The organism is Hanstruepera sp. CR43 (genome assembly GCF_055227665.1).
In genome coordinates this window covers 1,051,658-1,076,191 of record NZ_CP200078.1, presented here as the reverse complement: position 1 = coordinate 1,076,191, position 24,534 = coordinate 1,051,658, and the positions used below count along the sequence as shown (strand labels likewise).

The window sequence follows — 24,534 nt, the reverse complement described above, 5'->3', positions numbered from 1 at the left end:
TGGATGTTTTCGCTGCAAAATCCAAATTTTCACCTTTTTTCCGCCAAAGGCCAAGCAATACTGTTGAGCATACCAGCTTTAGCCGTTTTGTCTTTCATCATACCAGCGTACTTATCAAATTTTTCAGTGTCACCTTTGCTTTGGTATGCTTGAGCCAAAGAACGTAACATGTAATTTGCTAAATTACCATCAAGCTCATTATACTTATCCTTGAATTCTAAAAAGATTTTTTCTTTTTCAGCTAAATCCTTTTCTTCTGAAAAACGTGAGGCATAATCGTTCTTTACTGCAGAGCCATTTGGGAAAGCTGTTTTGGCTTCTTCTAATATTTTATCAGCTTGCTCTTTGTTTCTGGTTATTTGACACATTCTGATCATGCTGCTGTAATCCTCTTCGGTTTTAGGTTCTTTGGCAGCCAAAGCAGTCAGGTATTCATCAATGAGTTTTTCAGCTTTTTCTTTGTCTTGTCTATAAGCTAAACTCAAATAGACGTTATTCCAAGCTTCCTTGACTTCGGGGTTACTGTTAACATCTGTTTCAATATCATTAAACAAAGTATCCTTTTCAGATGCAATGCCAAAACTATCGCCATACATCATGATATAATTGGCAAGTGCAGCTTTACTGCCAGGTAAGTCGTTACCCTCATGGTCTTTTAGTTGTACCAAATAGCCTTTTTTGCTATTGTGTTCATACTTGCCATCTACTTTGAAATTAAACGCTAAAGCTTGCGCAGAATCTGGGATTTTGATTGTTGCTGTGTTGTTTGCGTTGAGGTTTATGTCTACCGGAAACGTGCGATAGTTCACCATATAATAGTAGTGACTTTCGACATCTTTACTATTTCCGTTGTAAGTTAATTGAACGGTGTCACCAGGTTTTAGATAGTCGGTTTGTAAAACAAAGTCACCCAAAGCCAGCTCTGGAGCTACAACGTCTTCTTTATGGTCCTTTTTACAGGCTGTGAAAATTAATGCAAGTATTGCAAAACAGGTTGTGATTTTTTTCATGATAGGTCTAATTTTTATGGAGTATGAATATACTTATTTTTTTACTTCTATCTGAATTCCCTTGAAATAAAGACTATTAAATAGCTTGTACACTATTAATAGTACAAGTGAGAAACTTACTGTAAATAGCCAGGCATCTGAATTTTGAAAAGGATGAATGACAATAGAAATAATATCGTTGAGGATTGCAATCGGGTTTTGCACTATTTCCCATGAATTGTATCGTAAAAACCGTCCCAAATAAACACCAAACCCAGATAATAAAAACAGTATACATAGCATGTAGGTACTGTATTGACTTTTCAAATATCTGCCGAAGGTCTGTAGCATGTCATTTATAGACAGGTAGTAAAAAGCTAACCCAGTTATAGCAAATGATGTTATAATTAGACCATCCAACCACGCCAAATAATTTGAGCTTATTCTTAAATGTATAAAATCCGTAACGATATAAGGTGCATTGGGAAGAAACAACAACCAAGTACCTGAATAAAGTATCAGACTGAGTTTCGAGATGTTTTTTTTGTTTTTTAGATATAGACTGATAGCATATGGAATTATGGCCAAAAATAAGTTCCAAACTAAAAATATTAGGAAAAATGAATGGGTTAGCTTGATGCGAAAGGTTAACAAAAACGTGCTTAAAAGTACACAAGCCGTCAAGTAGAAAAGGGTATTAAAATGATTAAAAATTAGGGCTTTAAATTGATTCATATTGTTTTTAGTTTTTCAAAAATTAATATCAAAAGAATTCCAACCGAATAAGCAGCTAAATCTGATAGTTGGAATGTGCTTCCTAAAACCAAGACCGCTATATTATTGTGTTGAAGGTTCAGGAGCTCCAAAAAATCATACAACTGTAAAAACTCTATGATAAAAGCAAACAGTAAGACACCCAAAGCAAGTGGTAATGGTTTGATATCAATAAAGCTTTTTACAAAGCAGTAGATGAGTATCACGACTAAAACGTCCCCAAAGGTGTGACGGATAAACCCAGATTTTAAAAATAAGGCTATGAGTGCTTCTGTAATGAATAGTGTGATGAAGCTAATAAAATAGGATTTGTTGAATTGTAGTTTCATTTAATTTCTATTTTTTTTCCTAAAAATTTAGGTTTAACATGAAATAGGATATCTAAAGAGGCCTTGGTACGAGCAAAATATTCACGGATTTTGGTTTTATAACCATAATGCCTATTTACGTCTTTTGCATTAAAGGCTATGGCATCTATATTATAATGTTGCGCCAAGTATATGGCTCGTTCATTATGAAACTTTTGGGATACAATTGTAATAGAATCTAATCCAAAAATTTTTTTGGCTCTAATCATAGAATCTAATGTTCTGAAACCTGCATAGTCTAAAAATATTTTCTCTTCTGGGACACCATTTTGTATGAGATCTCCTCTGAAATCACTGGGTTCATCGTAGTCTTTTCTGCTATTGTCACCACTTACCAAAATGTATTGAATTTTTCCAGCTTTGTATAACTTTAGGGCTGCTTCTAATCTATAAGTATAATACAAATTTGTACGACCATCCATTAAGTTTTTACTTGCACCTAATAATAATCCAACTTTGTTTTTGGGTATTTCAGACATGGAATTGTAAGTTTTACCTTTAGCGGATTTTTCTATAATGTAATTGGTTAACCAAATGGTCGAAATGAATATTAATGTTATGAAGCTTATTATTTTTAGGATATTTTTCATTCTTTGATTATAGTAAATAATTTAAAGTCATATACGCATATAAACTGCTTACAGGTATATTTAATAATATAACGCAAATAGATTTTAGGGTTTCTTTTTTATTCTTGTCAAGAAATAAAGCAGCTAAAAAGAAAAGTACTACTATTAAATTAATTATAACTGAAAGTATAAGGTAGTAGTAGCCAATTATTGTAATTGCTGTAACACCTCTCATAAAAAGTTGTAAGGCAAATAGGATGGAACCAATAGTAAAAAAAGTAATAGCAATACCTGTCGAAACTCTAAGTCTATTCATACTAATTTAAATTGAATGGTGTTAAGCAAATCAATCTGTTCATTGTTAAATATGACTTTTTTGAATTGATTGTAATTAATGTTTAAAAGATTTTTGTAATTGTAATGGTGAAATGTGTTACACTGCTTTCCAATTTTATAAGATTTCATGTAGTAATCTAAATAATCAGGTAAGATCAGGACTCCTAAAATAACAGCACCGAACATATAAGGGCTACGCTTACCGTTGCCCATACACAAACATTGTAAGGCTATTTCGTCTTCTACATTTATGCCAAAACCACAGAGTGTATGGTAAGCGTCATGACGTTCAACTTTTGGTATTAATTCAAAACCATGCTCATTTAGGAAGCATCCTAAATGATAACCAAATGAATTTATTGGGAATTTTAATAACTCTGATTTTGAAATGTTCCAAGCTTCATGGTTTTTGAAAAAAGAAGTATATATCTTTTGAGATATGCTGAATAACCATTCTATAAATTGTTTTCTCATATTATTTAAAGTACTTTGAAATACAAAGTGATTTGATAAAAAAAATAGTATTTAGTTATTTATTAATTTTTCTAATGCGTCTATGTGTTTTTTGAATTCAGCTTTACCCAATTTAGTTGTCGCATAACGGGTATTGGGCTTTCTGCCAATAAATTGCTTTTCAACTGAAATGTATTCGGCTTTTTCCAAGGCTTTGGTATGACTGGCTAAATTACCGTCAGTAACATCTAACATTTCTTTTAAAGTATTAAAATCGGCATATTCATTAACCATTAAAATAGACATGATCCCCAAACGAATGCGGTGATCAAAAACTTTATTTATGTTGGTTATAATGCTCATTAAAAATTAACTTCCAGCAAATGGTGTTCCAAAAATTCCTACTGCCAATTCGGCCCAAATTAATAAGAATAACAATATCAAAAAAGCAATTAAAATAATACGTCTTTCCTGATTTTTAACGATTCGTAATATATATTCAGCTAAAACACTAATTGTTAAAAGTAATACACCCATAACAATAAAATCGGTATAACTCCAATTCACGTCAGAGGTAAATTGCATAGCAATTAGAGGGATGAGTAAAAGTGCTTCTAAACACAACATGATTGTGAGAAAGCGTTTGTTTTGTGCTAACATAATTTTAGTTTTTAAATTAATACTTTATTGTTTGTCGTACTTATAATGCATCCAGGTGCCATAGACTATGTGCATAACACCAAATCCCAATACCCAGAGCCAAAAGCCATATCCAGGGAACAGGGCACAGATTAGCCCCAGTATAATTTCAATAAGGCCCAAATAACGAATATCACCCAAGCTGTATTTTGAAGCACTAATTAAAGAAAGACCATAGAAAATGAGCATTAGAGCACCTGCTTGTCCATATTTTTGTTGATTGAGGATGATTAAAATGTATAGTCCACCAGTGACCAATGGAATTAAAAAATTATAAACTAAACGTTTGGATGTGGCGTCCCAAATTTTCTCACCGTGTTTTTTTGCTTTCCGGGTGGTAAGCCAAATGCCTGTAACGATGCTTAAGAAGGCCACCAGACCCAGAATTAACACACAGGTTCTAAACACCCAGCCATTTAATATTAATGTGCCGTCACTATAGGTTATTACTAGCCAGTAAGCTACTGCAGCACCAATAAGAGCATACACTCCGGCCAATATTCCTGACAATCCTGATAATGAGATAAATCGGGATGATTTATTCATGAGATTTTTGATCTCGCTAATGTCCTTTAGATAATCTTTTGATTCTATGTAAAAGTACTTTGAAATACAAAGTAAAATAAAAATATGTTTTCAAGCAAGTAAAAAGATGAAATATTTAACAGTGAAATTTACTTGCCTGAATTTGGACTTGATAGCTTGATTATCTGTTCTAGGGACTTTTGTACTTTTTGTAACTCCCCGCTTGAGTTTAAAATTTGATCAAGAAAATCATATCTGCTTTTCATTAAATATTCAAACTCCAAAGTTTGAAGAGCATCAAAATGGTTTCTTTCGTCATTAAAATTAAAATTCCAATCAAAATTTTTAGACATGTAAGGGTCGTATTGGTCCCAAAGATGATCTCTAGAACGAGATTCTTCTTCCTGATAATCTTTTACTAAATCATTCCATGAAATTAATAAATCGCGCAACGTATCATTTTTAATGATATCAAAAGATGATGTACTGGCTAGTGCATTAATACTGGTTTGCGATGGGTTAAACGTATGGCCTCCATAAGTCCACCAAAGCTGAACTGTTAAAGAATCCAATACTTTTTGTTCAGGTTTTGATTTTATGGGAAAAAGACCAATGACTTTTTTACAATTATTAAAAACCCTTCTGTGTTCAAATAGTACTGAATCGAGTTGTTTTTGGTTTTCCTTGAATTCGTGATGAATGTTTTTTAGAATGGCAGTTTCCTTATTTGATTTTATGCGTTTCTCATTCCAATTATTGATTTGAAGCGCAATGAGTATGCCAATAACCACTAAAATAATTTCTCCAACAGCGTATTTAAGGTATTTGCCTGCTTTGTTTTGACTCATAAGGTTATAGCGAATTTTTCTAAAGAATTTAATCATGTGTATTCAATTCTTTATCAATTAAGGCAATGGTTTTGTTAGTGATGTTTACAAGGCCGTGTTTGACCCAAACTTCATCACTTGTATATGTAAGGTACATTTTATTTAAAGTTAAATAAGTTTCTGGATTTTTGACCAAATTTGAAAGCTCTATCTCAGGCAATAAAAATTCAGGATGTTTAGGAATTGGTGGGTGGCTTGCCAATTCATCTGGTATTTCGGGAGACATATTCAAACAAGTGATTAATTTCTCTATCTGATTATCTCTTTCAGAAAAAAATATATTACTACCTTTATCTATTATAGTATTTCTAGAGTGGGTATAATCTTTTAGTAAAGACAGATATTGTTTAAGGCTATCACTTAATAATTCAAATTTACCAGAGCTAATGGCTTCCTCCTGGACCGAACTGAAAATGGAAAGTGTTCTGTTGTAAAGCATTTCAGAGAGATAATATTTTAGAACTATCTTGTGGAATAGTATAGTCTCCAACGGAATAACGTAGCACCTTGTTAAATTTTGAATTAGCTATGTTGAGATCATAGAGATAACTGTCCAACGTATTTTTGTTGTTAACCAATTCATTTTTTAGAGCCAGCATTAGTTTTTGTTTGCTGTTCTCCAGTTTCCTACTTTCATTCCAATTATTAATCTGAAGCGCGATGAGAATTCCAATGACAACTAATACAATTTCACCAATGGCATACTTGAAGTACTTGCCGGTTTTACCTTCATTGAGTAAGTTTTTGCGGATATTTCTGAATAACTTTATCATGAATTTTCTTCGAGTTCTTGTTTAATAATCAATAATATTTCTTTAATCCTATTTTGTAGACTTAAGGATTGAATGTTAGCAATTTTGGCATCGGTTGCACATATGGCAAGATGGTCTTCAAAATCTGCACTCTCAAAAATGTTTGAAAAATCGATGTGAGTTCTTGAGTTCTTTAAATCGAACTTAACGGTTGTTCCTTTGTCCAAATAAAAGGTTTCCATAGCATTGTCTTGCCAGTATTGATTGGTTATGGACCTTATTGAAGCTTCTTTGAGTAAGAAAGGTTGGTATTGATTGTATTTATACTCTCTCCACGCAACCTCTTCTTCGGTAACCTGAACAATTTCACTCGTCCATAGGGTCAATAGTTCTTTCAATTTATTGTTTTTTAGTAACTGAATTCTTCCCGAACTCATAATATCATTGATTATGGGATCGAAGGTAGGGACCAAAATTGTTTGAACTAGGTAGCTATTTATACTATCTGTATGGCGTTTTTCAGGGTGGTCTATGTAATCCAAAAGTTTAAAAGATGCGGCAATCATATTATTGCGAATGATTATTTTTTCGTTCAGTTGCTTTTGATTACTTTCAAATTCAGATTGCAACTGTTGTAACAGCGCTCTTTCCTCTTCGCGCTCTTTGCGGGTTTCATTCCAATTGTTAATCTGAAGGGCAATGAGAATTCCAATAACTACGAGTACAATTTCGCCTATGGCATATCTTGAATAGGCCGCAGCTTTATTTTCGGATGCCAGTTTTTTACGAATGTTTCTAAAAAATTTTATCATTTTTTGATTTTTATTTGTACACCATAAGTTAGTTTTCGCCAGAGCCATTCCATGGGTCCAAACTTGAAATAATTGAGCCAAATTTTACTACATACAATTTGTATGATAAATACACACAAACCAATCATCATGACATAAGTAAAGCCAAATTTTCCGACGAGGTTAAATCCAAATCCGTAAAAAATAATGGTAGAAATAGCTGTTTGAAACAGGTAGTTGGATAATGCCGTTTTCCCAACAGGTTTAAACCAATCAAGAAAATGCACTTTTTTCTTTACTAACAAGGCAATCCCAGCGGCATAACTCAACGCTAAAGGTAAGGTTCCTAAAGCATATGCAAGAACATGAAACAGTTTTGTAGTATCTGTGCTATCAACAAAAAACTCGATGTAGCCTCTAACAATATTTACAGGTAAGCCTACCAATAAGCCAATTAGAAACACTTTTTTTAAAAATGCGGTATTATCCAAAATATTTTCATTGAGAATTTTTCTACCTGTCCAAATGCCAATTAAAAAAATCCCAAAAACTTTAAATAATCTCCCTTCATCTAAAATTCTACCTATTCTAATAAACGTATTTCCCAAATTCATTTTAAAAAAATCAGCTATATTATCATTGAGTTGGTAGGCAACAAAATCAGGAACTAACCGACCTTGGAATTCTATAATTGGCATCCCGAAATATTGATAGATATCGGTGCTTTTTTGAAAAGCCAATCCAGGATAATAGACGCCTGAAAAGTGCATGAAAGCCCAATTTACTAATGGAAACAAAATGAGGATAACAGCAGTGGTTAAAAGTGTTTTATTGGATTTTCTAACAAACCATATCAAGAAAAAACCAAGAACAGCGTAAAGAGTCAAAATATCACCTGGCCAAAAGAGCACTAAATGAATGCCTCCAATAATTAATAACCAAAACATGCGCCTTCTGAAAAATGGTGCAAAGGCCTTACCATGTGCCGTTAAGTTGTTAAACTGGATTACACAGCCAATTCCAAAAAGAAGCGAGAAAATGGAGTAGAACTTACCATCAACCAAAACATAGTTTATAAAGTCGAGAATTTCATCGGTAGGTAAGGTGTATATCCTTCTAGGTGTGTCCTCTGGAAAAAAGAATATACCCGAGAACATGAGAATGTTTGCTGTATAAATAAACAGAATCGAAATGCCTCTTAAGATATCCAGATAGGCTATACGTTCACTTTTGGAGATTGGTTTTACATTGTCGCTTTCCATGGTTTGGTTTTTTGGGAGTAATGACTATTTATGAATTGAATTTAATTCCTCATCAATGAATTTCAGTAGTTCTTTAATTTGTCCTTCTGTTCGTTTGGCTCTGTTTTGCACGCCTGCATTTTCAAATGCGATGGTTGCTAATAACCTGGAGAATGATTCGTCTCCCTTGAGCCTTTCATAATCTGCTTGTGTTATTTTGTAATTGGCATACCAGGTAGCTGTACTATCAAAATTTTTGTAAAAATATTCCAACAACTTGGGTTGGGTATTTAGATTAAAGAAACCAAATCGCTCGTCTTCATATCGTCTGTAATAGGGATAGGCTCTTTCGTAAAGCAGCGAGATATTGTTTCGCAAACTATCGTTCGAAATAACTTCAACGCCTTTAGATTGTAGAAGTCCATAGCCGCTTTTATTGGGGTCAAAATGAGGTACAACTCTCAATAATGTCGCTGAATAATTGAATTTGGAATCGGGTGTTTCATGTGTTTTTATATAGTCTTTTAGGTCCTTACAAGCTTTTACAATGGAGTCCATAGAAGCGATATCCTGTTGAATTTCTTTTAAGTCTAGCCTTAAATTACCTTGCAATTCTTTCAAGATTTTTGCCTCTAACTGTTTGGTCTTGTTAGCTTCATTCCAGTTATTGATTTGTAGCGCAATGAGAATTCCAATAACCACCAGAACTATTTCGCCTATGGCATATTTGAAGTACTTAGCTGTTTTGTTTTCATTCATCAGGTTATAGCGTATTTTACGGAAGAGTTTAATCATAAATCGAGTTATTAATATTTGTCATAGTCAAAAACACTTACTCATTCCTAATATTCATCACAAAGCTCAATAATAGTCGTTAATCTATTTTTGGCATCTAAATAAAACCGGAGCATGAAACCATTGTGTGTTATGCGTTGTGTCAAATTATTCTCAAAAGAACGCATTCTCAAGAGTTCTTCGTTTGATCCTTCAAATTTGGATTGACTCATTTTTATGGGTCCAGTTTTATCTAAATTTCTGTTTACTGAATTTTCTACCAAGTAATTAAAATAATAATGTCCCCTTTGAACATAGAAATCGCCCCAATCCAATAGGTTGTTATAAAAACTTTCCCATTCTATAAGTTGTACTTTTAGTGCTTCGTTTGACAGATTGGATAGTTTTCCAGAATTCTTGATGTTACTTAAAGTGTAGAGGCTAGGATCCCAAACGGACATTCTTGGAGTCATACTAATTAAACTATCCACATTGCTCAATGTGCCAAATTCATAATCAGGTCCAGTATGTTCCATTAAAATGTTTCCAGCTGAAATAATTTTTTCAATGGCATCAATATTGTCTTCGAGGTCTGCGAGATTTTTTTGAAACTCCAGTTTTAAACTAGCAATAGTTGCTTTTTCCTGTTTTAGTATTTTTTTGTCTTCATTCCAGTTGTTAATTTGTAAAGCAATGAGTATGCCTATTACCACAAGTACGATTTCTCCAATGGCATATTTGAGGTACTTACCAGTTTTATTTTCCATGAGGAGTGATTTACGTATGTGTCTGAAAAACTGAATCATATTTCACACATTTTAATTTTGAGCTTTCCGCAAGCGGCTATCTCCACCAAAGGTCTACAAGACCTTTGATTTTGCAAACACAAAATTACGTTTCGATAATGGAAGAATTTAATCATGATTGCGGTTTATTTGTTTCTCCAATAAAATCTTTAAACTCTTCAAGTCTTTATCCAGTTTCCTGTAACTTTCTTTTAGGAGCGTGTTATATATAAAATGGAGGTTGTCAATTTCATTTTCCCAAAATAGCATGGAGAGTATTTGACGATTATCAACCTCTTTCACTTGACTTTTTCCTAGGTTATTAAGGTTAGAGAATTGGTGGTCAACATTCCTTAAAGAGATATAATTGTAGAGAAAAGGAGTTAAATTGGTGTTGGTGTCTTGTTCAATGTTTTGCTCACGAAATTTGACTGTTTCCATAGTTGTTGGAATGCTGTAAATGATATTTTTTAAACTGTCATTTTCAAAACTGGACACTTGACCAGTAGATAATGCTTCATTTAAAACTGCATCATTGAAATAATAGGTTGGTGTACTTAAAATATTATAAATTAAACTGTCAACTTTTTTTGGGTCAACTTTATGGTAATCTTCACCTGTTAGGTGTAACATCATAAGCAATGAGTTTATTGATTTTTCTATTGAAATGATTTCTTTCTCGAGTTCAATGATGTTTTTATCAGTTTCTACAAGTAGCCGCTTACTTAAAAATATATTATTGTTTTCTTGTTTTTTGAGAGCATTCCAATTGTTAATCTGTAAAGCAATTAAAATACCTATGACTACAAGTATAATTTCACCAATAGCATATTTTAGGTATTTGCTGGTTTTGCCTTCGGCTAGAAGTGACTTTCTAATGTTTCTAAAAAGTTTAATCATGGTCATTGGTTGGTTTTGTGGCTTTAATGATTTCATCAATCAATAATTCAGTTTCGTCACATCTTTCTGCTATTTGCTGGTGGAACCACAAATTGTTGTCTAAATAATTTTCAAATTCCACTTCTTGAAACAAGTTATAATATTTGGGTTTAACTTTAGATTTGCCACTCCATTTCAAATTGTCATTCATGTCCATTTCTTTAAATGATATTTTAGATATTAAATAGGGTATAAACTTGTCATTTACCCAATTGTCTAATTTATCCATCCTAGTCTGCCTAATTTCCGACAATACATTCCATTCGTAAAGAAGAACATTAATATCCTCATTTTTTAAAAGATTTAATTGTCCACTGTTTATTAGGTTTTTAAGGGTGTTGTCTGCAAAATGTAGTTCATTGGCTCCAAAAGACACATAAAACAAGCTATCTAAATTGTGTTTTGAAAGCTCTTCTTTTGAGGTTCCAATTAAACTCATCAGTTCCATTTGGGCGTCCATTTCATTTTTGTTGGTTACAATGAAGCCTTGTATGCTCTTTTTATTTTCTTTAAAGTCTTTATGGAGTTTAGTTATAATGTCATTTTCCTCGTTTCTGTCAATTCTATTTTGATTCCAAGTGTTTATTTGAAGTGCAATCAATATTCCAATCACCACAAGAATAATTTCTCCAATGGCATACTTGAAATATTTACCTGTTTTATTTTCACTCATAAGATTATATCGTATTTTTCTTAAGAATTTAATCATATAGAATCAATTTTGGATTTTACCTTGTTCGCATCTGAATTCACACGCTCCATAAAATAGACAAAGCCTCTCCAGTGTATGCTCATACGAGAGAAAGTGTTGATAAAAACAGTATCTTGACAAAGTTGGTTAAAGTCATATTCAAAAGTGATTTTTAAAGTTTCTGGATTCGTATTGGCTCTGATTGAAGAGTTATAAACACTGAATTGGCTTTCAATGTCTTGACTTAACTTCTCATAAACGGATTCTACTTGTTGAAGATAACTGTAAAACTCTGCTAAATCATTTCTTAATTCAATATTCTCTATAAGATGTAAATCACCACTTTCTTTCATTTCTTCATAAGTGAGCATATTAGGCATTTGGTAAGTAGTTCTTGGAAACCATAAGAAGGCATAGTCTACTGTTTTTTTCTCTTCATCATTAAGAGCAGTCCCTCGCTCCAACAGTTTTTGAGTGTCCGTTACGGATTTTAAAATTCTTTTATTGAGCTCCAGAAGATTTTCACTTCTTGAAATGGATCTATTGAGGTCTTCTTCAATTCTATCCATATAATTGGAAGCTCGTATTTTTTCTTTTCTCTGCTCATTCCAGTTATTGATTTGAAGTGCAATCAATATTCCAATCACCACAAGAATAATCTCACCGATGGCATATTTTAGATAGTTGCTGGTTTTGCCTTCAGAAAGAAGTGACTTTCTAATATTTCTGAATAATTTTATCATTAATCAATTAAGTGTATTAATTCTTCTGCTAATTGAATGTTTTTGTTAATTTCAGGGATATAGTAACTTAAGTAAGAGATTTGCCAGTTGACCATTGATTTTAATTTTCCATGCTCTAGCTGTTCTATGACATCTTTGGGGTCTACTCTAAAGTCTTTTTTATGGTCGAGTATTAAAAGTAGTGGTCCTTCAATGTTTTCTGAAATAAACTTGGAATGAAAAGCAGTGATTTTATTGTAATCTGCGCAATTTATTAAATAATATGCTTGAAGTTTTTGGTTTATCTCATTATTCTCAATATGCTCAATAGCTCCAGATTCTAACATTTTATTGAATGAGATGCCACAGTTTCCAGGCTCAAGGTTTCTACTTAGAGACATGAGTAATAGAGAAAGATCAACATCCTCATATTTGCCTTCGCTTACTTTATTTAGGTAATTTGTGTAAGTATTTATGTTAATGATATCTTCATTAAAATTATCCACATCCAAGATGAGCTCTGTTTTAATTTGCTTTAAATAGTTTTTGACTTCAACTTTTTCTAATCGGTTATTATTCCAATTGTTTATCTGGAGTGCAATCAAGATACCAATAACTACAAGGATTATTTCGCCAATAGCATATTTAAGGTACTTATTGGTTTTGCCTTCGTTAAGAAGTGATTTTCTAATATTTCTGAAGATTTTAATCATGATGCTTTGCAATTTCATCGTTAACCACAGCTGTCATTTTCTGAATGGTCTTAATAAGTCTTTCTTTATATAACCAATTTAAATCGCGATCAATGCCAATCATGGTATTGATATGGTATAGGGTTTTTGGATCATCAATAAGCCCTTTCACATCCGTTCGGTATTGGTTTATGGAATCCAAACTTTTGCCTTTGCCAAAAGTTTCCCATAAATATGTCATGATTTGGGGTTCTAAATACTGATAAATATGAGTGTTGTAAGCCTCTTTTTTATGTTGACTTTCATCATAGGTGAATGATTTTGAACCATCATTAAAATTTTTATAGCGTTTGATGAGCGTTTTCAACTCCTCACTTTTTATGATGTTTAACTTGCCTGAAGAAACCAATTCATCAAATGTTGGGGTATAGGCATCAAACAAAACTAGTTTACCAATGAGAAAAGCATTTATGACCAGTGAATCTTTAGAGACATCATATTGCTTATTTTCGACGACTTTTCGCAATCTTTTAGCTTGAAGAGTTTTACCATGTGTCAGCATAATATAACTGGCTATCAAAGAACTGTCAGATTGAATATCTTTTTTAATTTGTTTGAGTAAGTATAATTCCAGTTTTTGCTCTTTCCTGTTTTGATTCCAATTATTTATTTGAAGAGCCATCAAAATACCAATGATTACTAAAATGATCTCGCCGATGGCATATTTTAAATACTGGCTGGTTTTTCCTTCCTTAAGAAGTCTTTTCCGGATAGTTCTAAAGATTTTAATCATGCTCTTCTTCTTTTTTATTTCAAAATATTTACTAATTAACCTAAGGCCTAAACGGGCAAATAGGATAACTGCAAATACGATAACAATGTCAATGCCGTTTATTGGGTATCACTTTTATATCCTCTGTCCTGTAACTCTTCATCAATATTTGCTATAACAAAATCTAAATACTCACTAATACCTTCACAAGCATTATTTCCCCATTTCCTATTAGTAATAAGCTTTCTAAGGATATTTGAGAATTCTTGGTCTGCAATAAGCGCATCGTAATCGTTAGGTTTTGCTTTAAGGGAATCAATATCCCGAGCAAAATGTTTTACAAAATAGGGCACAACCACAGACTGGCTATCTCGCCATTCAGACTGATCCCAGTCTTTGGATAAAAAGGTAAAGGCACTTTCGTAAATGTTGATAATTTGAATTCTTAACGAATCGTTTTGGATAATATCGGCACCTTTAGACTTCAATGTTTCATAAGCTGAGTAGGTTAAATAAGGAGATTGCCAGGCATGCACTTGTGAAAAAATAGTGTCTAGTTCGGTTTTATAGGGGCGTTTGGCTTCAATATGTTCCAGCAACATTATATAGTTCTTTTCAAATTGTTTATTGCTTTTTAAAGTATATTGTAGTTCATCTTTACAGGTTTTTAGGTTTAATTTTATTTCATTGAGCATATTCAACTCCTCTCCTCGTAATTTCTTTTGAGAATTCCAGTTATTAATCTGAAGAGCTATCAAAATCCCAATAACAACAAGCACTATTTCGCCTATGGCGTATCTGGAATAGGCCATAAATTTGTTTTCTGCAGCAAGCTTTTGACGTATGTTTCTAAAGAGTTTAATCATGTTCATCTATAGTTTGAAGGGTTTCTATAAGCTCTTCCGTTTTTTTGGAAACTTCCTCGTAAATCATGATTCTTGAGCCAGTAAAGTCTGCCTTTGAATTTAGTAAATTGTCAAAAACTGTGATAAACTCAACTTCATCCATAGCATCCCAAGTTTTAGATTTGAATTTATCATGTATTCCAAAAAAATTATACTTTTCGGGTTTTGTGGCCAAAAGATTTTGCGCTTGTACTGTATGTAGATAATCCGCAAGGTATAAGTCTATAAGATCATTATATTCTTCTTGAATCGCTGTGAGTTCAAGCATTATATCTTGTACATATTTAGGATATAACTGTATTTCACCCGAAGTTTGTAAAGATTTTAGTGTCTTGTCGTTGTAGTTTTTTTTGTTGTCTATAACCATATTAAATTCATATCGAGCAATCTGTTTCATGGTGTCTATAGTTGCGCTTTCTGATTTTAATCTTTCATGAAAACCTTTCAAGACTTCCATTTGTTTCTTAAGAAATTCTGTGTTCTTTCTAAAATCTGTAGTGTCTTGTTTTAGTTCTTTTAAAAGGGACTTGGTGTAAGCACCTCTTTTATTTAAACCCTTTCTGTGTTCATTCCAATTATTGATTTGAAGCGCTATTAGAATACCAATAACCACAAGTATAATTTCACCAATGGCATATTTGAAGTATTTTGAGGTTTTACCCTCGTTTAAAAGTTTTTTACGGATGTTTCTAAAGAATTTTATCATGAACGAGTTTCTGTGGTTAAAATAACTGAAGGATAGGCTTTTTCGATATGTTTTATTAGGGTGTTTATTAATTCAATATTCTGCTCTAAAGTCCAGATATAGGAAGTGTAACTAGCAAAAAAATCGGCATAGAGATTTTCAAATGCCATAGATTTAATAATAGGTCTAACATCAACATAATTATCACTTTTGGTAATTTTATTAGGGTAAATTTCGTGCATTAAATTTTTTATGCTAACGTTTTTGCTTAAAAATGGAACCAATTTATTTCTAAATACATCAACTGCTGATAAATTCATTGCAGTAATATCATCAATGGAGTTATTGTAGTCCTGCAGTTTATTTAAAAGCGTTTTGGAGTGGCTGAACCCAAAACTTTCTATACCTAATACCCTTTTCAATTTTTGGTTAATTGGTGTAAAACTGGTGATTTCTGAAGATTTAAAAATATGTTCGTTTAGCTCTTTGTTGGTTAATGACTTTAGTGAATCATTACTTATATTAAGGAGAAAAAGTACTTCTTGGTTTATTTTTTCAATACTCTGTTGGTGTTTTGTGGTTACTTTTAAGTTTTGCTGTAATTCGTTATATAGTTCGTTTACAATTACCAGTTCTTTTTGAAGCTCTTTTCTATGCTCGTTCCAATTATTGATTTGAAGTGCAATCAAAATACCTATAACCACAAGGATTATTTCGCCAATGGCATAAAGCAGATATTTGCTGACTCTGTTCTCTTTAATCATGTTTTGACGTATTTTTCTAAAGAATTTAATCATAGCAAAATGAATTCAGGTTTTGGGTAATGTCTTTTTTCAAATTCCTTGAGTAGAAGCGCAATCATTTTATCAGCATCTTCCATATAGTTTTTAAAATTTGAGATGCCTTTTTTGGTTGATCGCGTTCTTAAGTGCAAATAATTCATAAAAAGTTCATCTCTGGGGTTGTTTAGCTTAAAAGAATCTATTTCAAACGTATTACCCGACTCATCTGAAGTAATTTTATAACTAAAAATCTTGAATTCTAAATCTCTTGTTTTTTCAAATATTTCAGAATTACTGTGAAGTTGAATTAAATTAGCACGTCTTGGAATTTCATAGTCATAATGAAAAATGAGTTTGTCTCGCAACGTATCATTTTTAACCTTATCTAATCCAGCAATTTTGAGGGTTTCATAGGGTCCGACGGAATAAGAAAACATATAACCCAAGCTCAAATTTATGGCATGTTTATTAAAACTTTCCATATCAAGACTATCTCGATTATACATCTCTAGGATGGTATTAATACTGGAATCAACAACTAAAATCCTATCATTTAAAATGGCTTTCATAATATAATTATCATAGCTCAAGGATTTGTATATCTCGCCTAACATTTTTAGTTCAAAGGTGTCAGACTTGCGTTGTTCATTCCAGTTATTGATTTGCAGAGCGATTAAAATCCCAATGACGACGAGAATGATTTCGCCAATGGCGTATTTAAGGTATTTACCCGTTTTGTTTTCAAAAAGGAGATTTTGCCTTATACGGCGAAAGAATTTAAGCATTTACTGGTCAGTTCCAAGTAAATTAAATAGTGTGGTAGTTTTGGTTGGTTGTTTTCGATTAGTAATTTAGTAATTTCTTACAAAATAAAATCAATTCCGAGTAACTAAATGAAACCCATTGATGTCTATTTTTTAAATCAGAAGGAACCCTACCAGTCCATAATGCTTTATGTCAGAGAGGTGATATTGAAGACGTTGCCTGATGTTCAAGAGCGATATAGTTATAAAATTCCGTTTTATAACATAGGTAAAAAACCCATGATTTATTTAAATATTTTAAAAGGAACTGATTTTGTAGATGTGGCTTTTGTCCAAGGTGTTTTGTTGGAATCTGAATTTCCTGAATTACAAAATTATAATAATCGTAAACAGGTGCGTTCCATTCAATTAAAACACATAGAGGATTTGGATGAACATCGCTTTGTTATATTACTACAAGCTGCAGCCAGGCAATTGGAAAAAAGCAAAAAAGCTTGGTTTATTTAGAGAGCTTTTGAAACAATATAATTCTCAAAGATTATACCGTTAAGAACCTTTTTCTGCTTTTTGATGACATTGAAATAGTGGTTTTCAAAAAAGGGTAGGGCGGTAATACTGACATCCGATTTAATTTCCTCAAAACCATCCATCATAGCTTTAGATTCTATAATACGCAGTAATTTTGAAGCAATACCTTGACGTTGATAATCTTTATGAACAAACAACCCATCAAAATAATTGCCATTTTTTAAATAGGCAAAACCAACAATGGTGTCATGGCTTTCGGCAACCAAAAAGTAGCATTTGAGAATCCGCTCTTCCCATTTCTGGGTATCATTGGCACCAGCAGACCAAGTTTGAATCTGTTTATCAGAATAATGTTTTGAATTAACCTCGCGAACAGTATTTCTAAAGAGTGTGGTTATCTCTGGAATGTCCTCGATAGTTGCTTGGCGGATTTCAATATCCATACTAAAAGCCTATTTTAAGCTATTTATAGTTTTTCTAATAGCCACTAAATTGGTCAATAAATTTTCTAAATTATCCAAATGCAACATGTTGGCACCATCACTTTTGGCATTGGTTGGGTCAAAATGGGTCTCAATGAATAAACCATCCACATTATTAACCACACCAGCGCGAGCAATGGTTTCAATCATATCAGGACGGCCACCTGTAACACCTACCGATTGATTGGGTTGCTGTAGGGAATGGGTGACATCTAAAATGGTTGGTGCATATTGGCGCATGGTCGGAATACCCCGGAAATCAACAATCATGTCTTGATAGCCAAACATGGTTCCTCTATCGGTTATCCAAGCCTTGTCACTACCAGTATCCTTAACCTTTTGCACAGCATGTTTCATGGATTCGGGACTCATGAATTGTCCCTTTTTTAAATTGACCACCTTGCCAGTTTCGGCAGCCGCCACAACCAAATCGGTTTGACGCACTAAAAATGCAGGAATTTGGAGTACATCAACATATTCGGCAGCCATTTTAGCATCTGATACTTCATGGATATCCGTAACTGTAGGCACATCAAAAGTTTCAGACACCTTGCGTAATATTTTTAGGGCTTTTTCATCACCAATACCCGTAAAACTATCAATACGACTACGGTTAGCCTTTTTAAAACTTCCTTTAAAGACATAAGGAATATGCAGGTTATTGGTAATAGTTATAACCTTTTCGGCTATACGCAATGCCATGTCTTCACCTTCAATGGCACAAGGGCCAGCCAACAGAAAGAAATTATCACTATTGGTGTGCATCAACTTTGGAACGTCTTTAAGATTCATCAGCTTAAAATTTAAGCCACAAAGATAGTTAAATTAAAACGCTTTTTTTAGACTATTTCGAATCATCCAAAGTGCCATTAAAAAATTGGTAAAGACAAAAATGCCACCATAAATAATAAAGGTTTTGGTTGAAGATGAAATATCAATGATATGTAGCAAATCCGATATATAAGCCAGAATGAGATAGGACGATAGGCAGACAAAAATAATTCCTAATGAGAAATTGAGTTGTTTATTGGGTTTTATTAATTGCCAAACAAATGGTATTCCCAATAGTAGAATAGGATATGCTGTGAGTCCTTCACTTTTATTAATATCGGTAAACCAATAGGCTATTACCGCTAAAAAATATAAATAGGGAATAAATTTAGAATATTTACTAATCAGTTTCATTTTTTAATTCTTTAAGGGTTAAACATGCATGGATACATGAGTAAAGCGCCTTGGGTGGTTATGAGCTGGTTAGTAATGGCTATTTACTATCAATCAATTACTTAACGGAATTCCTTGTGTTTTATTTCAGTGCTAAATGATTATAACATTTAATTAACTAATTGATGAAATATAATGGTTTAAATATTAAAATATAACGTACCTTTGCACGCTTAAAATACGGCACCATTATGGCTACTATAAAAAACATTGCAATTATTGCGCACGTTGACCACGGCAAAACGACCTTGGTTGATAAAATTATGTATCACTGTCAGTTATTTCGTGAAAACGAAAATACAGGTGATTTGATTTTGGATAACAACGATTTAGAACGTGAACGTGGTATTACTATCACGTCTAAAAACGTTTCTGTTGTTTATAAGGATACCAAAATAAATATTATCGATACACCAGGTCACGCCGATTTTGGAGGTGAAGTAGAGCGTGTATTGAATATGGCAGATGGCGTATTATTATTGGTTGATGCTTTTGAAGGACCCATGCCGCAAACGCGATTTGTATTACAAAAAGCAGTTGATTTAGGATTGAAACCCTGTGTAGTTATTAATAAAGTTGATAAAGAAAACTGTACGCCAGAGGAAGTCCACGAAAAAGTGTTTGACTTGATGTTTGAATTGGGTGCAGAGGAGTGGCAATTGGATTTTCCAACGGTTTATGGTTCTGCTAAAAACAACTGGATGAGTGAAGATTGGCAAAAACAAACTGATTCTATTGAGCCGTTGCTGGACATGGTTATTGAGCATATTCCAGAAGCAAAAATAGAAGAAGGTACAACACAAATGTTGATTACCTCATTGGATTTCTCATCTTTTACAGGTCGAATAGCCATTGGCCGTTTGACACGTGGTGAATTGAAAGCAGGTCAGAATATTTCCTTGGTTAAGCGTGATGGTCGCGTTGTAAAATCTAAGATTAAGGAGTTACACACTTTTGAAGGATTAGGCCGTAAAAAAGTTGATGAAGTTAAAGCAGGTGATATCTGTGCTATAGTAGGCTTGGAAGGTTTTGAAATTGGTGACACGGTTGCCGACTGGGAAAATCCAGAAGGATTAAAAACCATAGCGATTGACGAGCCCACGATGAGTATGTTGTTTACTATTAACGACTCACCATTCTTTGGTAAAGACGGTAAATATGTGACATCCAGACATATAAAAGAGCGTTTAACCAAAGAGTTGGAAAAGAATTTGGCATTACGTGTTGAAGAAACAGACAGTGCAGATAAATTTATGGTATTTGGTCGTGGCGTCTTGCATTTATCGGTGTTAATTGAAACGATGCGTCGTGAAGGCTATGAACTTCAAATTGGTCAACCACAGGTTATTATAAAAGAAATTGATGGGGTAAAATGTGAACCTGTTGAAGAAATGACTATTGACTTACCTGAAGAGGTTTCTGGTAAAGCCATAGAAATGGTGACCATGCGTAAAGGTGAAATGTTGAGTATGGAAGCCAAAGGTGATCGCATGGTTTGTGAGTTTATCGTACCTTCAAGAGGTATTATCGGCTTACGTAATCAATTATTGACGGCTACAGCGGGTGAAGCTATCATGGCTCACCGATTTAAAGAATATCAACCGTTAAAAGGGGGTATTCCAGAGCGTCAAAATGGATCGTTAGTATCCATGGAAAATGGTCAGGCAATCCCTTATTCTATTGATAAATTACAGGAACGTGGTAAGTTTTTTATTGATCCAGGAGAAGATATTTATGAAGGTCAGGTGATTGGTGAAAATTCTCGAGGTGATGATATGGTCGTCAACGTGACCAAAACCAAAAAGTTGAGTAACGTGCGTTCGTCTGGAGCTGATGACAAGGCTAAAATTGTTCCAGCTATCAAATTTTCACTGGAAGAAGCTTTAGAATATATACAAAAGGATGAATATGTTGAGGTAACACCAAAACATTTAAGATTGCGAAAAATCCTTTTAAAAGAAGTTGATCGCAAGCGAAATAAAGCGATATAAAATTAAAAGTTAAAAAAGGGATTCTAAATAGAATTCCTTTTTTTTGCAATCTAAACATATATAAATATGGAAATATTGGGAGTTTCCTTAACGGAATGGGTTGGCTATGCTGCTATGGCAGTATTATTGATTTCATTTATGATGAAAGATGTTAGTAGGCTGCGAATTGTCAATTCAATTGGGTGTATATTGTTTGTTATTTATGGATTTATGCTTCAAACATCCTGGCCTATAATCATATCCAATGGAGCTATCGTTTTCATAAATCTCTATTATTTAGTGCTCAAGAAAAATTAGACTTCACTATATTTACAAAAAAGTTTGAGTATGCATTTTCTTTATTTTGATCCGAGCATTGGTGCTATGATTGTTCAGGCAGTTGTTGCTGCCGTAGCTGGGGTTGTTTTGTTTTCAAAAGGTTTGATGTTTAAAATCAAATCATTTTTTGGTCTTGTGAAACATGATGAGGACCTATTTGATGATATTGATATTAAAGAAACTGACATAGAAAACAAACAATCAAGTGATAGATAATCAACAGCATCCATCTTCATTTAGAGATCCATCAGGATTCGTTTTTAATGACAATAATGTCTATAAGCGCCTTATTAATCCGATTTATTTTAAACAATACCAGAGCCTAAAAGAAACAGGTTTTTTTGAAAAATTGTTTCAAAATAATTTGTTGATACGACATACTGAAGAGGAATCAAGCCCTTCCCATATAATCTTAATACCTGAACAGATACCTTTTCTAACTTATCCTTATGAGTGGAGCTTTTTGCAGTATAAAGAGGCTGCTTTATTAACGCTTAAGATTCAAAAATTTGCTTTGGAGCATGGGTACTCACTGAAGGATGCATCAGCTTTCAATGTTACATTTTATAAAGGACAAGCTATTTTTATTGATACTTTATCATTTGATTTTTATAAAGAAAATGAACCATGGCGTGCCTATAAACAATTTATTACTCATTTTTTAGGCCCATTACTTCTGGCACATTATCACGGTGCGCAATCCCTTAAAATGATGAGTAATTTTATAGATGGTATACCAATAGGTATGTTAGCTTCTATGCTACCGTTTAAGTCTAAACTAAACCCTTTTTTATACTCCAATGTATACTTGCTGGCAAAATTTGAAGAAAAGCATCATGCTGATTATAATGGTGATCAAAAACATACCACACTTTCAAAACAAGCACAACTCAATATTGTAAAGTCATTGTATGATTACATAAAAAAAATAGAGTTGAAGGAACATACAGAATGGGGTGATTATTATAATAAAACGAATTATACTGACGAGGCATTTAATTTTAAAGCACAAATAATCAATAAATGGATTCAACTCATAAACGCCAAGACTTTAATTGACATTGGTGGTAATGATGGTACTTTTGTGCGTAGGATAGAACAAAAATTGGAACAAGCTCTGGTATGTGATGTGGATAATAATGCTGTAGATCAAAATTATATCAGGGTCAAAAAACAGCAAGAAGCCCACATTCTTCCTTTTGTAATGGATGTTTTGAATCCTTCTGGGGATATTGGTTTCAATAATCAAGAGCGATCAGCTTTTAAGGATAGAATAGAAAAATATAACCCGGACATTACTTTAGCACTTGCTGTTATTCATCATATAACACTTTCAGGGAATGTTACTTTTAAAATGTCGGCATCTTTTTTTGAATCATTTTCCAAACATCTTATTATTGAGTTTCCAAAACTCGGGGATTCATGGGTTGAGCGTTTATTAAAAAGTAAAGGCGATTTTAGAAGTCACTTTGATTTTTATAATGAGTCGAATTTCATTGATGCCTATTTACAATTTTTTAAGGTTTTGGATAAGGTTGAAATTCCTGGTTCAAGACGAGTCATGTATTTTTTAAAAAGAAAATGATGTTAGGCTTAAGGCAAAAAATCATTGATTTTATTAACAGTGAAAAGGATTATCCAATCATTGCTGGTATTGCTTCTGGATTATACCCATTATTATATTTTTATAATTCCAATTATACACTTCTAAATTCTTGGAGTCAATTAGCATTTTTTTGTTTGTTGTATTTAATTGTACCAATAATAGTTTTTTACTCGATTAAGATTGTAAAAAACAACACCAAAAATTGGCCTTTAAATAATCATATTATCCCTGTCCTTGGCTTTGTGATTTTTGCCATATTAATCATGTTTAGCACCTATGGTTTAGGTAGAAAAAAACTCGTTTTATTAGTTATTATTGCTACATTTTGCGTCGGTATAATTCTTAAAAAACACTTTCACAAATTAATAGTTTTCCAATTTTTGCTAGCTATTATAACAGCACCTAAATTAATTCCTGATATATCAAAGCAATTATTTTATTCATATGATTGGTTGGATCAAGAAGATGACATCGCCAATGTTTCATTTAAAAAGCAACCAAATATATATCTTATTCAACCGGATGGTTACGTTAATTTTTCAGAATTAAGTAAAGGGTATTATAAATTTGACAATAGTACGTTTGAAGGCTATATGAATACATTTGGATTCAAAAATTATCCCAATTTCAGAAGTAATTATTATTCCACATTAAGTTCCAATACGTCTATGTTCGGTATGAAACATCATTATTATAATGACCCCAAGCCGAATGAAGGTGAATTATTCAATTCTCGAGAAATAATCGTGGGTAAGAATCCTGTTTTAACCATTTTAAAGAATAATGGATATCAGAATAATTTGATTTTGGAACATCCATATTTGTTGGTTAATAGACCAAATTTATTTTATGATTCATGTAATATAAATTATAGTGATGTATCTTTTTTTGCCAGAGGATTTGAGTTTAAGAGAGATGTACTGCAGGATTTGAAACAGGCAATTAATGCCAATAGCAATAAAAGTAACTTTTACTTTGTTGAAAAAATTAGTCCTGGTCATATTACTTCATATGGAGATAAAAGTGATGGAGTAGACTTGGAACGTAATAACTATCTTACCAGATTGAAGGAGGCTAATAAATTTCTTGAAGACGTTGTAAGTCTCATAACAAAAGAAGATCCTGATGCGTTAATAATTATTGCTGCAGATCATGGAGGTTATGTTGGCTTTAATTATACAGTAGAATCAAAAACGAAAGTGAAAGATCCATATTTAATTAAATCGATTTTTTCTGCTAACTTATCCATTAAATGGCCTGAAAAAATGGATTCCTATTATGAAAATGAATTAAAGACTAATGTGAACCTTTTTAGAGTAATTTTTTCTTATTTAAGTACAAATAGGACTCTATTAAATCATATGGAAGATGATAAAAGTTATATTCAAATTCTAGATGGTGCGCCATTTGGAGTTTATGAGTATTTAGATGAAAACGGACTTCCAGTTTTTAATAAAATTGAAGAACATTAAATTAATTAGTATTTTTCA

At 32.7% G+C, this 24,534-nt stretch carries 33 protein-coding genes; 6 read left to right on the top strand and 27 right to left on the bottom strand.

Features of this window, described 5'->3' with window-relative positions:
• Window positions 1-29: 29 nt before the first annotated feature.
• The 24 genes from ACKXGU_RS04840 to ACKXGU_RS04725 all read right to left on the bottom strand — a co-directional run bounded on the left by ACKXGU_RS04840 (window position 30) and on the right by ACKXGU_RS04725 (window position 16,916).
• Window positions 30-1,010: a tetratricopeptide repeat protein gene (locus ACKXGU_RS04840; protein WP_463466927.1), complete on the bottom strand. Its 981-nt coding sequence runs from the start codon at window positions 1,008-1,010 to the stop codon at window positions 30-32.
• Between the two features lie 33 nt (window positions 1,011-1,043).
• The gene (locus ACKXGU_RS04835; RefSeq protein ID WP_463466926.1) at window positions 1,044-1,724 is read right to left on the bottom strand and encodes a DUF1361 domain-containing protein; all 681 of its coding nucleotides are present in this window, start codon (window positions 1,722-1,724) and stop codon (window positions 1,044-1,046) included.
• Window positions 1,721-2,092 carry a ribosomal maturation YjgA family protein gene (locus ACKXGU_RS04830; RefSeq protein WP_463466925.1) on the bottom strand — a complete coding sequence of 124 codons (372 nt, stop codon included), beginning with the start codon at window positions 2,090-2,092 and terminating at the stop codon, window positions 1,721-1,723. The genes ACKXGU_RS04835 and ACKXGU_RS04830 overlap by 4 nt, the downstream gene beginning before the upstream one ends.
• Window positions 2,089-2,721 carry a SanA/YdcF family protein gene (locus ACKXGU_RS04825; protein WP_463466924.1) on the bottom strand — a complete coding sequence of 211 codons (633 nt, stop codon included), beginning with the start codon at window positions 2,719-2,721 and terminating at the stop codon, window positions 2,089-2,091. Before ACKXGU_RS04825 ends, ACKXGU_RS04830 begins: the two co-directional genes overlap by 4 nt.
• A 291-nt stretch (window positions 2,722-3,012) precedes the next feature.
• Entirely contained in the window at window positions 3,013-3,510 is a 498-nt protein-coding gene (locus tag ACKXGU_RS04820) for a Coq4 family protein (RefSeq protein ID WP_463466923.1), read from the bottom strand.
• A 51-nt stretch (window positions 3,511-3,561) separates the two neighbouring features.
• On the bottom strand, window positions 3,562-3,852 hold the full coding sequence (locus ACKXGU_RS04815; protein WP_463466922.1) for a winged helix-turn-helix domain-containing protein: 291 nt from the start codon (window positions 3,850-3,852) through the stop codon (window positions 3,562-3,564).
• A 6-nt stretch (window positions 3,853-3,858) separates the two neighbouring features.
• Window positions 3,859-4,149 carry a hypothetical protein gene (locus ACKXGU_RS04810; RefSeq protein ID WP_463466921.1) on the bottom strand — a complete coding sequence of 97 codons (291 nt, stop codon included), beginning with the start codon at window positions 4,147-4,149 and terminating at the stop codon, window positions 3,859-3,861.
• A 24-nt stretch (window positions 4,150-4,173) separates the two neighbouring features.
• Window positions 4,174-4,734, bottom strand: a complete 561-nt coding sequence (locus ACKXGU_RS04805) for a hypothetical protein (RefSeq protein ID WP_463466920.1) — start codon at window positions 4,732-4,734, stop codon at window positions 4,174-4,176.
• Between the two features lie 128 nt (window positions 4,735-4,862).
• Window positions 4,863-5,561: a DUF6090 family protein gene (locus ACKXGU_RS04800; RefSeq protein WP_463466919.1), complete on the bottom strand. Its 699-nt coding sequence runs from the start codon at window positions 5,559-5,561 to the stop codon at window positions 4,863-4,865.
• A 28-nt stretch (window positions 5,562-5,589) separates the two neighbouring features.
• Window positions 5,590-6,039, bottom strand: coding sequence for a hypothetical protein (locus tag ACKXGU_RS04795; RefSeq protein WP_463466918.1), 450 nt, complete (start codon window positions 6,037-6,039; stop codon window positions 5,590-5,592).
• 1 nt (window position 6,040) lies between these two features.
• Window positions 6,041-6,373: a DUF6090 family protein gene (locus ACKXGU_RS04790; protein WP_463466917.1), complete on the bottom strand. Its 333-nt coding sequence runs from the start codon at window positions 6,371-6,373 to the stop codon at window positions 6,041-6,043.
• The gene (locus ACKXGU_RS04785; protein ID WP_463466916.1) at window positions 6,370-7,164 is read right to left on the bottom strand and encodes a DUF6090 family protein; all 795 of its coding nucleotides are present in this window, start codon (window positions 7,162-7,164) and stop codon (window positions 6,370-6,372) included. Before ACKXGU_RS04785 ends, ACKXGU_RS04790 begins: the two co-directional genes overlap by 4 nt.
• Window positions 7,161-8,405, bottom strand: coding sequence for a DUF418 domain-containing protein (locus tag ACKXGU_RS04780; RefSeq protein ID WP_463466915.1), 1,245 nt, complete (start codon window positions 8,403-8,405; stop codon window positions 7,161-7,163). Before ACKXGU_RS04780 ends, ACKXGU_RS04785 begins: the two co-directional genes overlap by 4 nt.
• A 24-nt stretch (window positions 8,406-8,429) precedes the next feature.
• On the bottom strand, window positions 8,430-9,179 hold the full coding sequence (locus ACKXGU_RS04775; RefSeq protein ID WP_463466914.1) for a DUF6090 family protein: 750 nt from the start codon (window positions 9,177-9,179) through the stop codon (window positions 8,430-8,432).
• 47 nt (window positions 9,180-9,226) lie between these two features.
• Window positions 9,227-9,964 carry a DUF6090 family protein gene (locus ACKXGU_RS04770; protein WP_463466913.1) on the bottom strand — a complete coding sequence of 246 codons (738 nt, stop codon included), beginning with the start codon at window positions 9,962-9,964 and terminating at the stop codon, window positions 9,227-9,229.
• Between the two features lie 108 nt (window positions 9,965-10,072).
• Window positions 10,073-10,879 carry a DUF6090 family protein gene (locus tag ACKXGU_RS04765; RefSeq protein ID WP_463466912.1) on the bottom strand — a complete coding sequence of 269 codons (807 nt, stop codon included), beginning with the start codon at window positions 10,877-10,879 and terminating at the stop codon, window positions 10,073-10,075.
• Entirely contained in the window at window positions 10,836-11,591 is a 756-nt protein-coding gene (locus ACKXGU_RS04760) for a hypothetical protein (RefSeq protein ID WP_463466911.1), read from the bottom strand. Before ACKXGU_RS04760 ends, ACKXGU_RS04765 begins: the two co-directional genes overlap by 44 nt.
• Window positions 11,588-12,316 (bottom strand): DUF6090 family protein, encoded by a 729-nt coding sequence (locus ACKXGU_RS04755; RefSeq protein ID WP_463466910.1) that lies wholly within the window; start codon window positions 12,314-12,316, stop codon window positions 11,588-11,590. Before ACKXGU_RS04755 ends, ACKXGU_RS04760 begins: the two co-directional genes overlap by 4 nt.
• Window positions 12,316-13,008 carry a hypothetical protein gene (locus ACKXGU_RS04750; RefSeq protein WP_463466909.1) on the bottom strand — a complete coding sequence of 231 codons (693 nt, stop codon included), beginning with the start codon at window positions 13,006-13,008 and terminating at the stop codon, window positions 12,316-12,318. The genes ACKXGU_RS04755 and ACKXGU_RS04750 overlap by 1 nt, the downstream gene beginning before the upstream one ends.
• Window positions 13,001-13,780, bottom strand: coding sequence for a DUF6090 family protein (locus tag ACKXGU_RS04745; protein WP_463466908.1), 780 nt, complete (start codon window positions 13,778-13,780; stop codon window positions 13,001-13,003). Before ACKXGU_RS04745 ends, ACKXGU_RS04750 begins: the two co-directional genes overlap by 8 nt.
• A 98-nt stretch (window positions 13,781-13,878) precedes the next feature.
• On the bottom strand, window positions 13,879-14,625 hold the full coding sequence (locus tag ACKXGU_RS04740) for a DUF6090 family protein (RefSeq protein ID WP_463466907.1): 747 nt from the start codon (window positions 14,623-14,625) through the stop codon (window positions 13,879-13,881).
• Window positions 14,618-15,370, bottom strand: a complete 753-nt coding sequence (locus ACKXGU_RS04735; RefSeq protein ID WP_463466906.1) for a DUF6090 family protein — start codon at window positions 15,368-15,370, stop codon at window positions 14,618-14,620. The genes ACKXGU_RS04740 and ACKXGU_RS04735 overlap by 8 nt, the downstream gene beginning before the upstream one ends.
• Complete coding sequence (locus ACKXGU_RS04730; protein WP_463466905.1) at window positions 15,367-16,113, bottom strand: DUF6090 family protein; 747 nt, start codon at window positions 16,111-16,113, stop codon at window positions 15,367-15,369. The genes ACKXGU_RS04735 and ACKXGU_RS04730 overlap by 4 nt, the downstream gene beginning before the upstream one ends.
• A 29-nt stretch (window positions 16,114-16,142) precedes the next feature.
• Window positions 16,143-16,916: a DUF6090 family protein gene (locus ACKXGU_RS04725; protein ID WP_463466904.1), complete on the bottom strand. Its 774-nt coding sequence runs from the start codon at window positions 16,914-16,916 to the stop codon at window positions 16,143-16,145.
• A gap of 108 nt (window positions 16,917-17,024) precedes the next feature.
• Between ACKXGU_RS04725 and ACKXGU_RS04720 the strand changes: the two genes are divergently transcribed.
• Complete coding sequence (locus ACKXGU_RS04720; protein WP_463466903.1) at window positions 17,025-17,402, top strand: DUF1801 domain-containing protein; 378 nt, start codon at window positions 17,025-17,027, stop codon at window positions 17,400-17,402.
• On the opposite strand, the gene ACKXGU_RS04715 is transcribed toward ACKXGU_RS04720, so the two are convergent.
• Genes ACKXGU_RS04715 through ACKXGU_RS04705 form a run of 3 tightly spaced genes read right to left on the bottom strand, consistent with a single transcriptional unit; the run spans window position 17,399 to window position 19,090 of the window.
• Window positions 17,399-17,866, bottom strand: a complete 468-nt coding sequence (locus ACKXGU_RS04715) for a GNAT family N-acetyltransferase (RefSeq protein ID WP_463466902.1) — start codon at window positions 17,864-17,866, stop codon at window positions 17,399-17,401. The genes ACKXGU_RS04720 and ACKXGU_RS04715 overlap by 4 nt on opposite strands.
• Before the next feature lie 9 nt (window positions 17,867-17,875).
• Window positions 17,876-18,697, bottom strand: coding sequence for a 3-deoxy-8-phosphooctulonate synthase (gene kdsA / locus ACKXGU_RS04710; RefSeq protein ID WP_463466901.1), 822 nt, complete (start codon window positions 18,695-18,697; stop codon window positions 17,876-17,878).
• Between the two features lie 33 nt (window positions 18,698-18,730).
• Window positions 18,731-19,090, bottom strand: coding sequence for a hypothetical protein (locus ACKXGU_RS04705; protein ID WP_463466900.1), 360 nt, complete (start codon window positions 19,088-19,090; stop codon window positions 18,731-18,733).
• Between the two features lie 230 nt (window positions 19,091-19,320).
• Between ACKXGU_RS04705 and typA the strand changes: the two genes are divergently transcribed.
• The 5 genes from typA (at window position 19,321) to ACKXGU_RS04680 (ending at window position 24,516) form a co-directional block, all read left to right on the top strand.
• Window positions 19,321-21,120, top strand: a complete 1,800-nt coding sequence (typA, locus tag ACKXGU_RS04700) for a translational GTPase TypA (protein ID WP_463466899.1) — start codon at window positions 19,321-19,323, stop codon at window positions 21,118-21,120.
• 66 nt (window positions 21,121-21,186) lie between these two features.
• The gene (locus tag ACKXGU_RS04695; RefSeq protein WP_463466898.1) at window positions 21,187-21,417 is read left to right on the top strand and encodes a uroporphyrinogen decarboxylase; all 231 of its coding nucleotides are present in this window, start codon (window positions 21,187-21,189) and stop codon (window positions 21,415-21,417) included.
• Between the two features lie 30 nt (window positions 21,418-21,447).
• Window positions 21,448-21,654: a hypothetical protein gene (locus ACKXGU_RS04690; RefSeq protein ID WP_463466897.1), complete on the top strand. Its 207-nt coding sequence runs from the start codon at window positions 21,448-21,450 to the stop codon at window positions 21,652-21,654.
• Window positions 21,644-23,023, top strand: coding sequence for a class I SAM-dependent methyltransferase (locus ACKXGU_RS04685; RefSeq protein ID WP_463466896.1), 1,380 nt, complete (start codon window positions 21,644-21,646; stop codon window positions 23,021-23,023). The genes ACKXGU_RS04690 and ACKXGU_RS04685 overlap by 11 nt, the downstream gene beginning before the upstream one ends.
• The gene (locus tag ACKXGU_RS04680; RefSeq protein WP_463466895.1) at window positions 23,020-24,516 is read left to right on the top strand and encodes a hypothetical protein; all 1,497 of its coding nucleotides are present in this window, start codon (window positions 23,020-23,022) and stop codon (window positions 24,514-24,516) included. Before ACKXGU_RS04685 ends, ACKXGU_RS04680 begins: the two co-directional genes overlap by 4 nt.
• The last annotated feature ends 18 nt before the right edge of the window (window positions 24,517-24,534 follow it).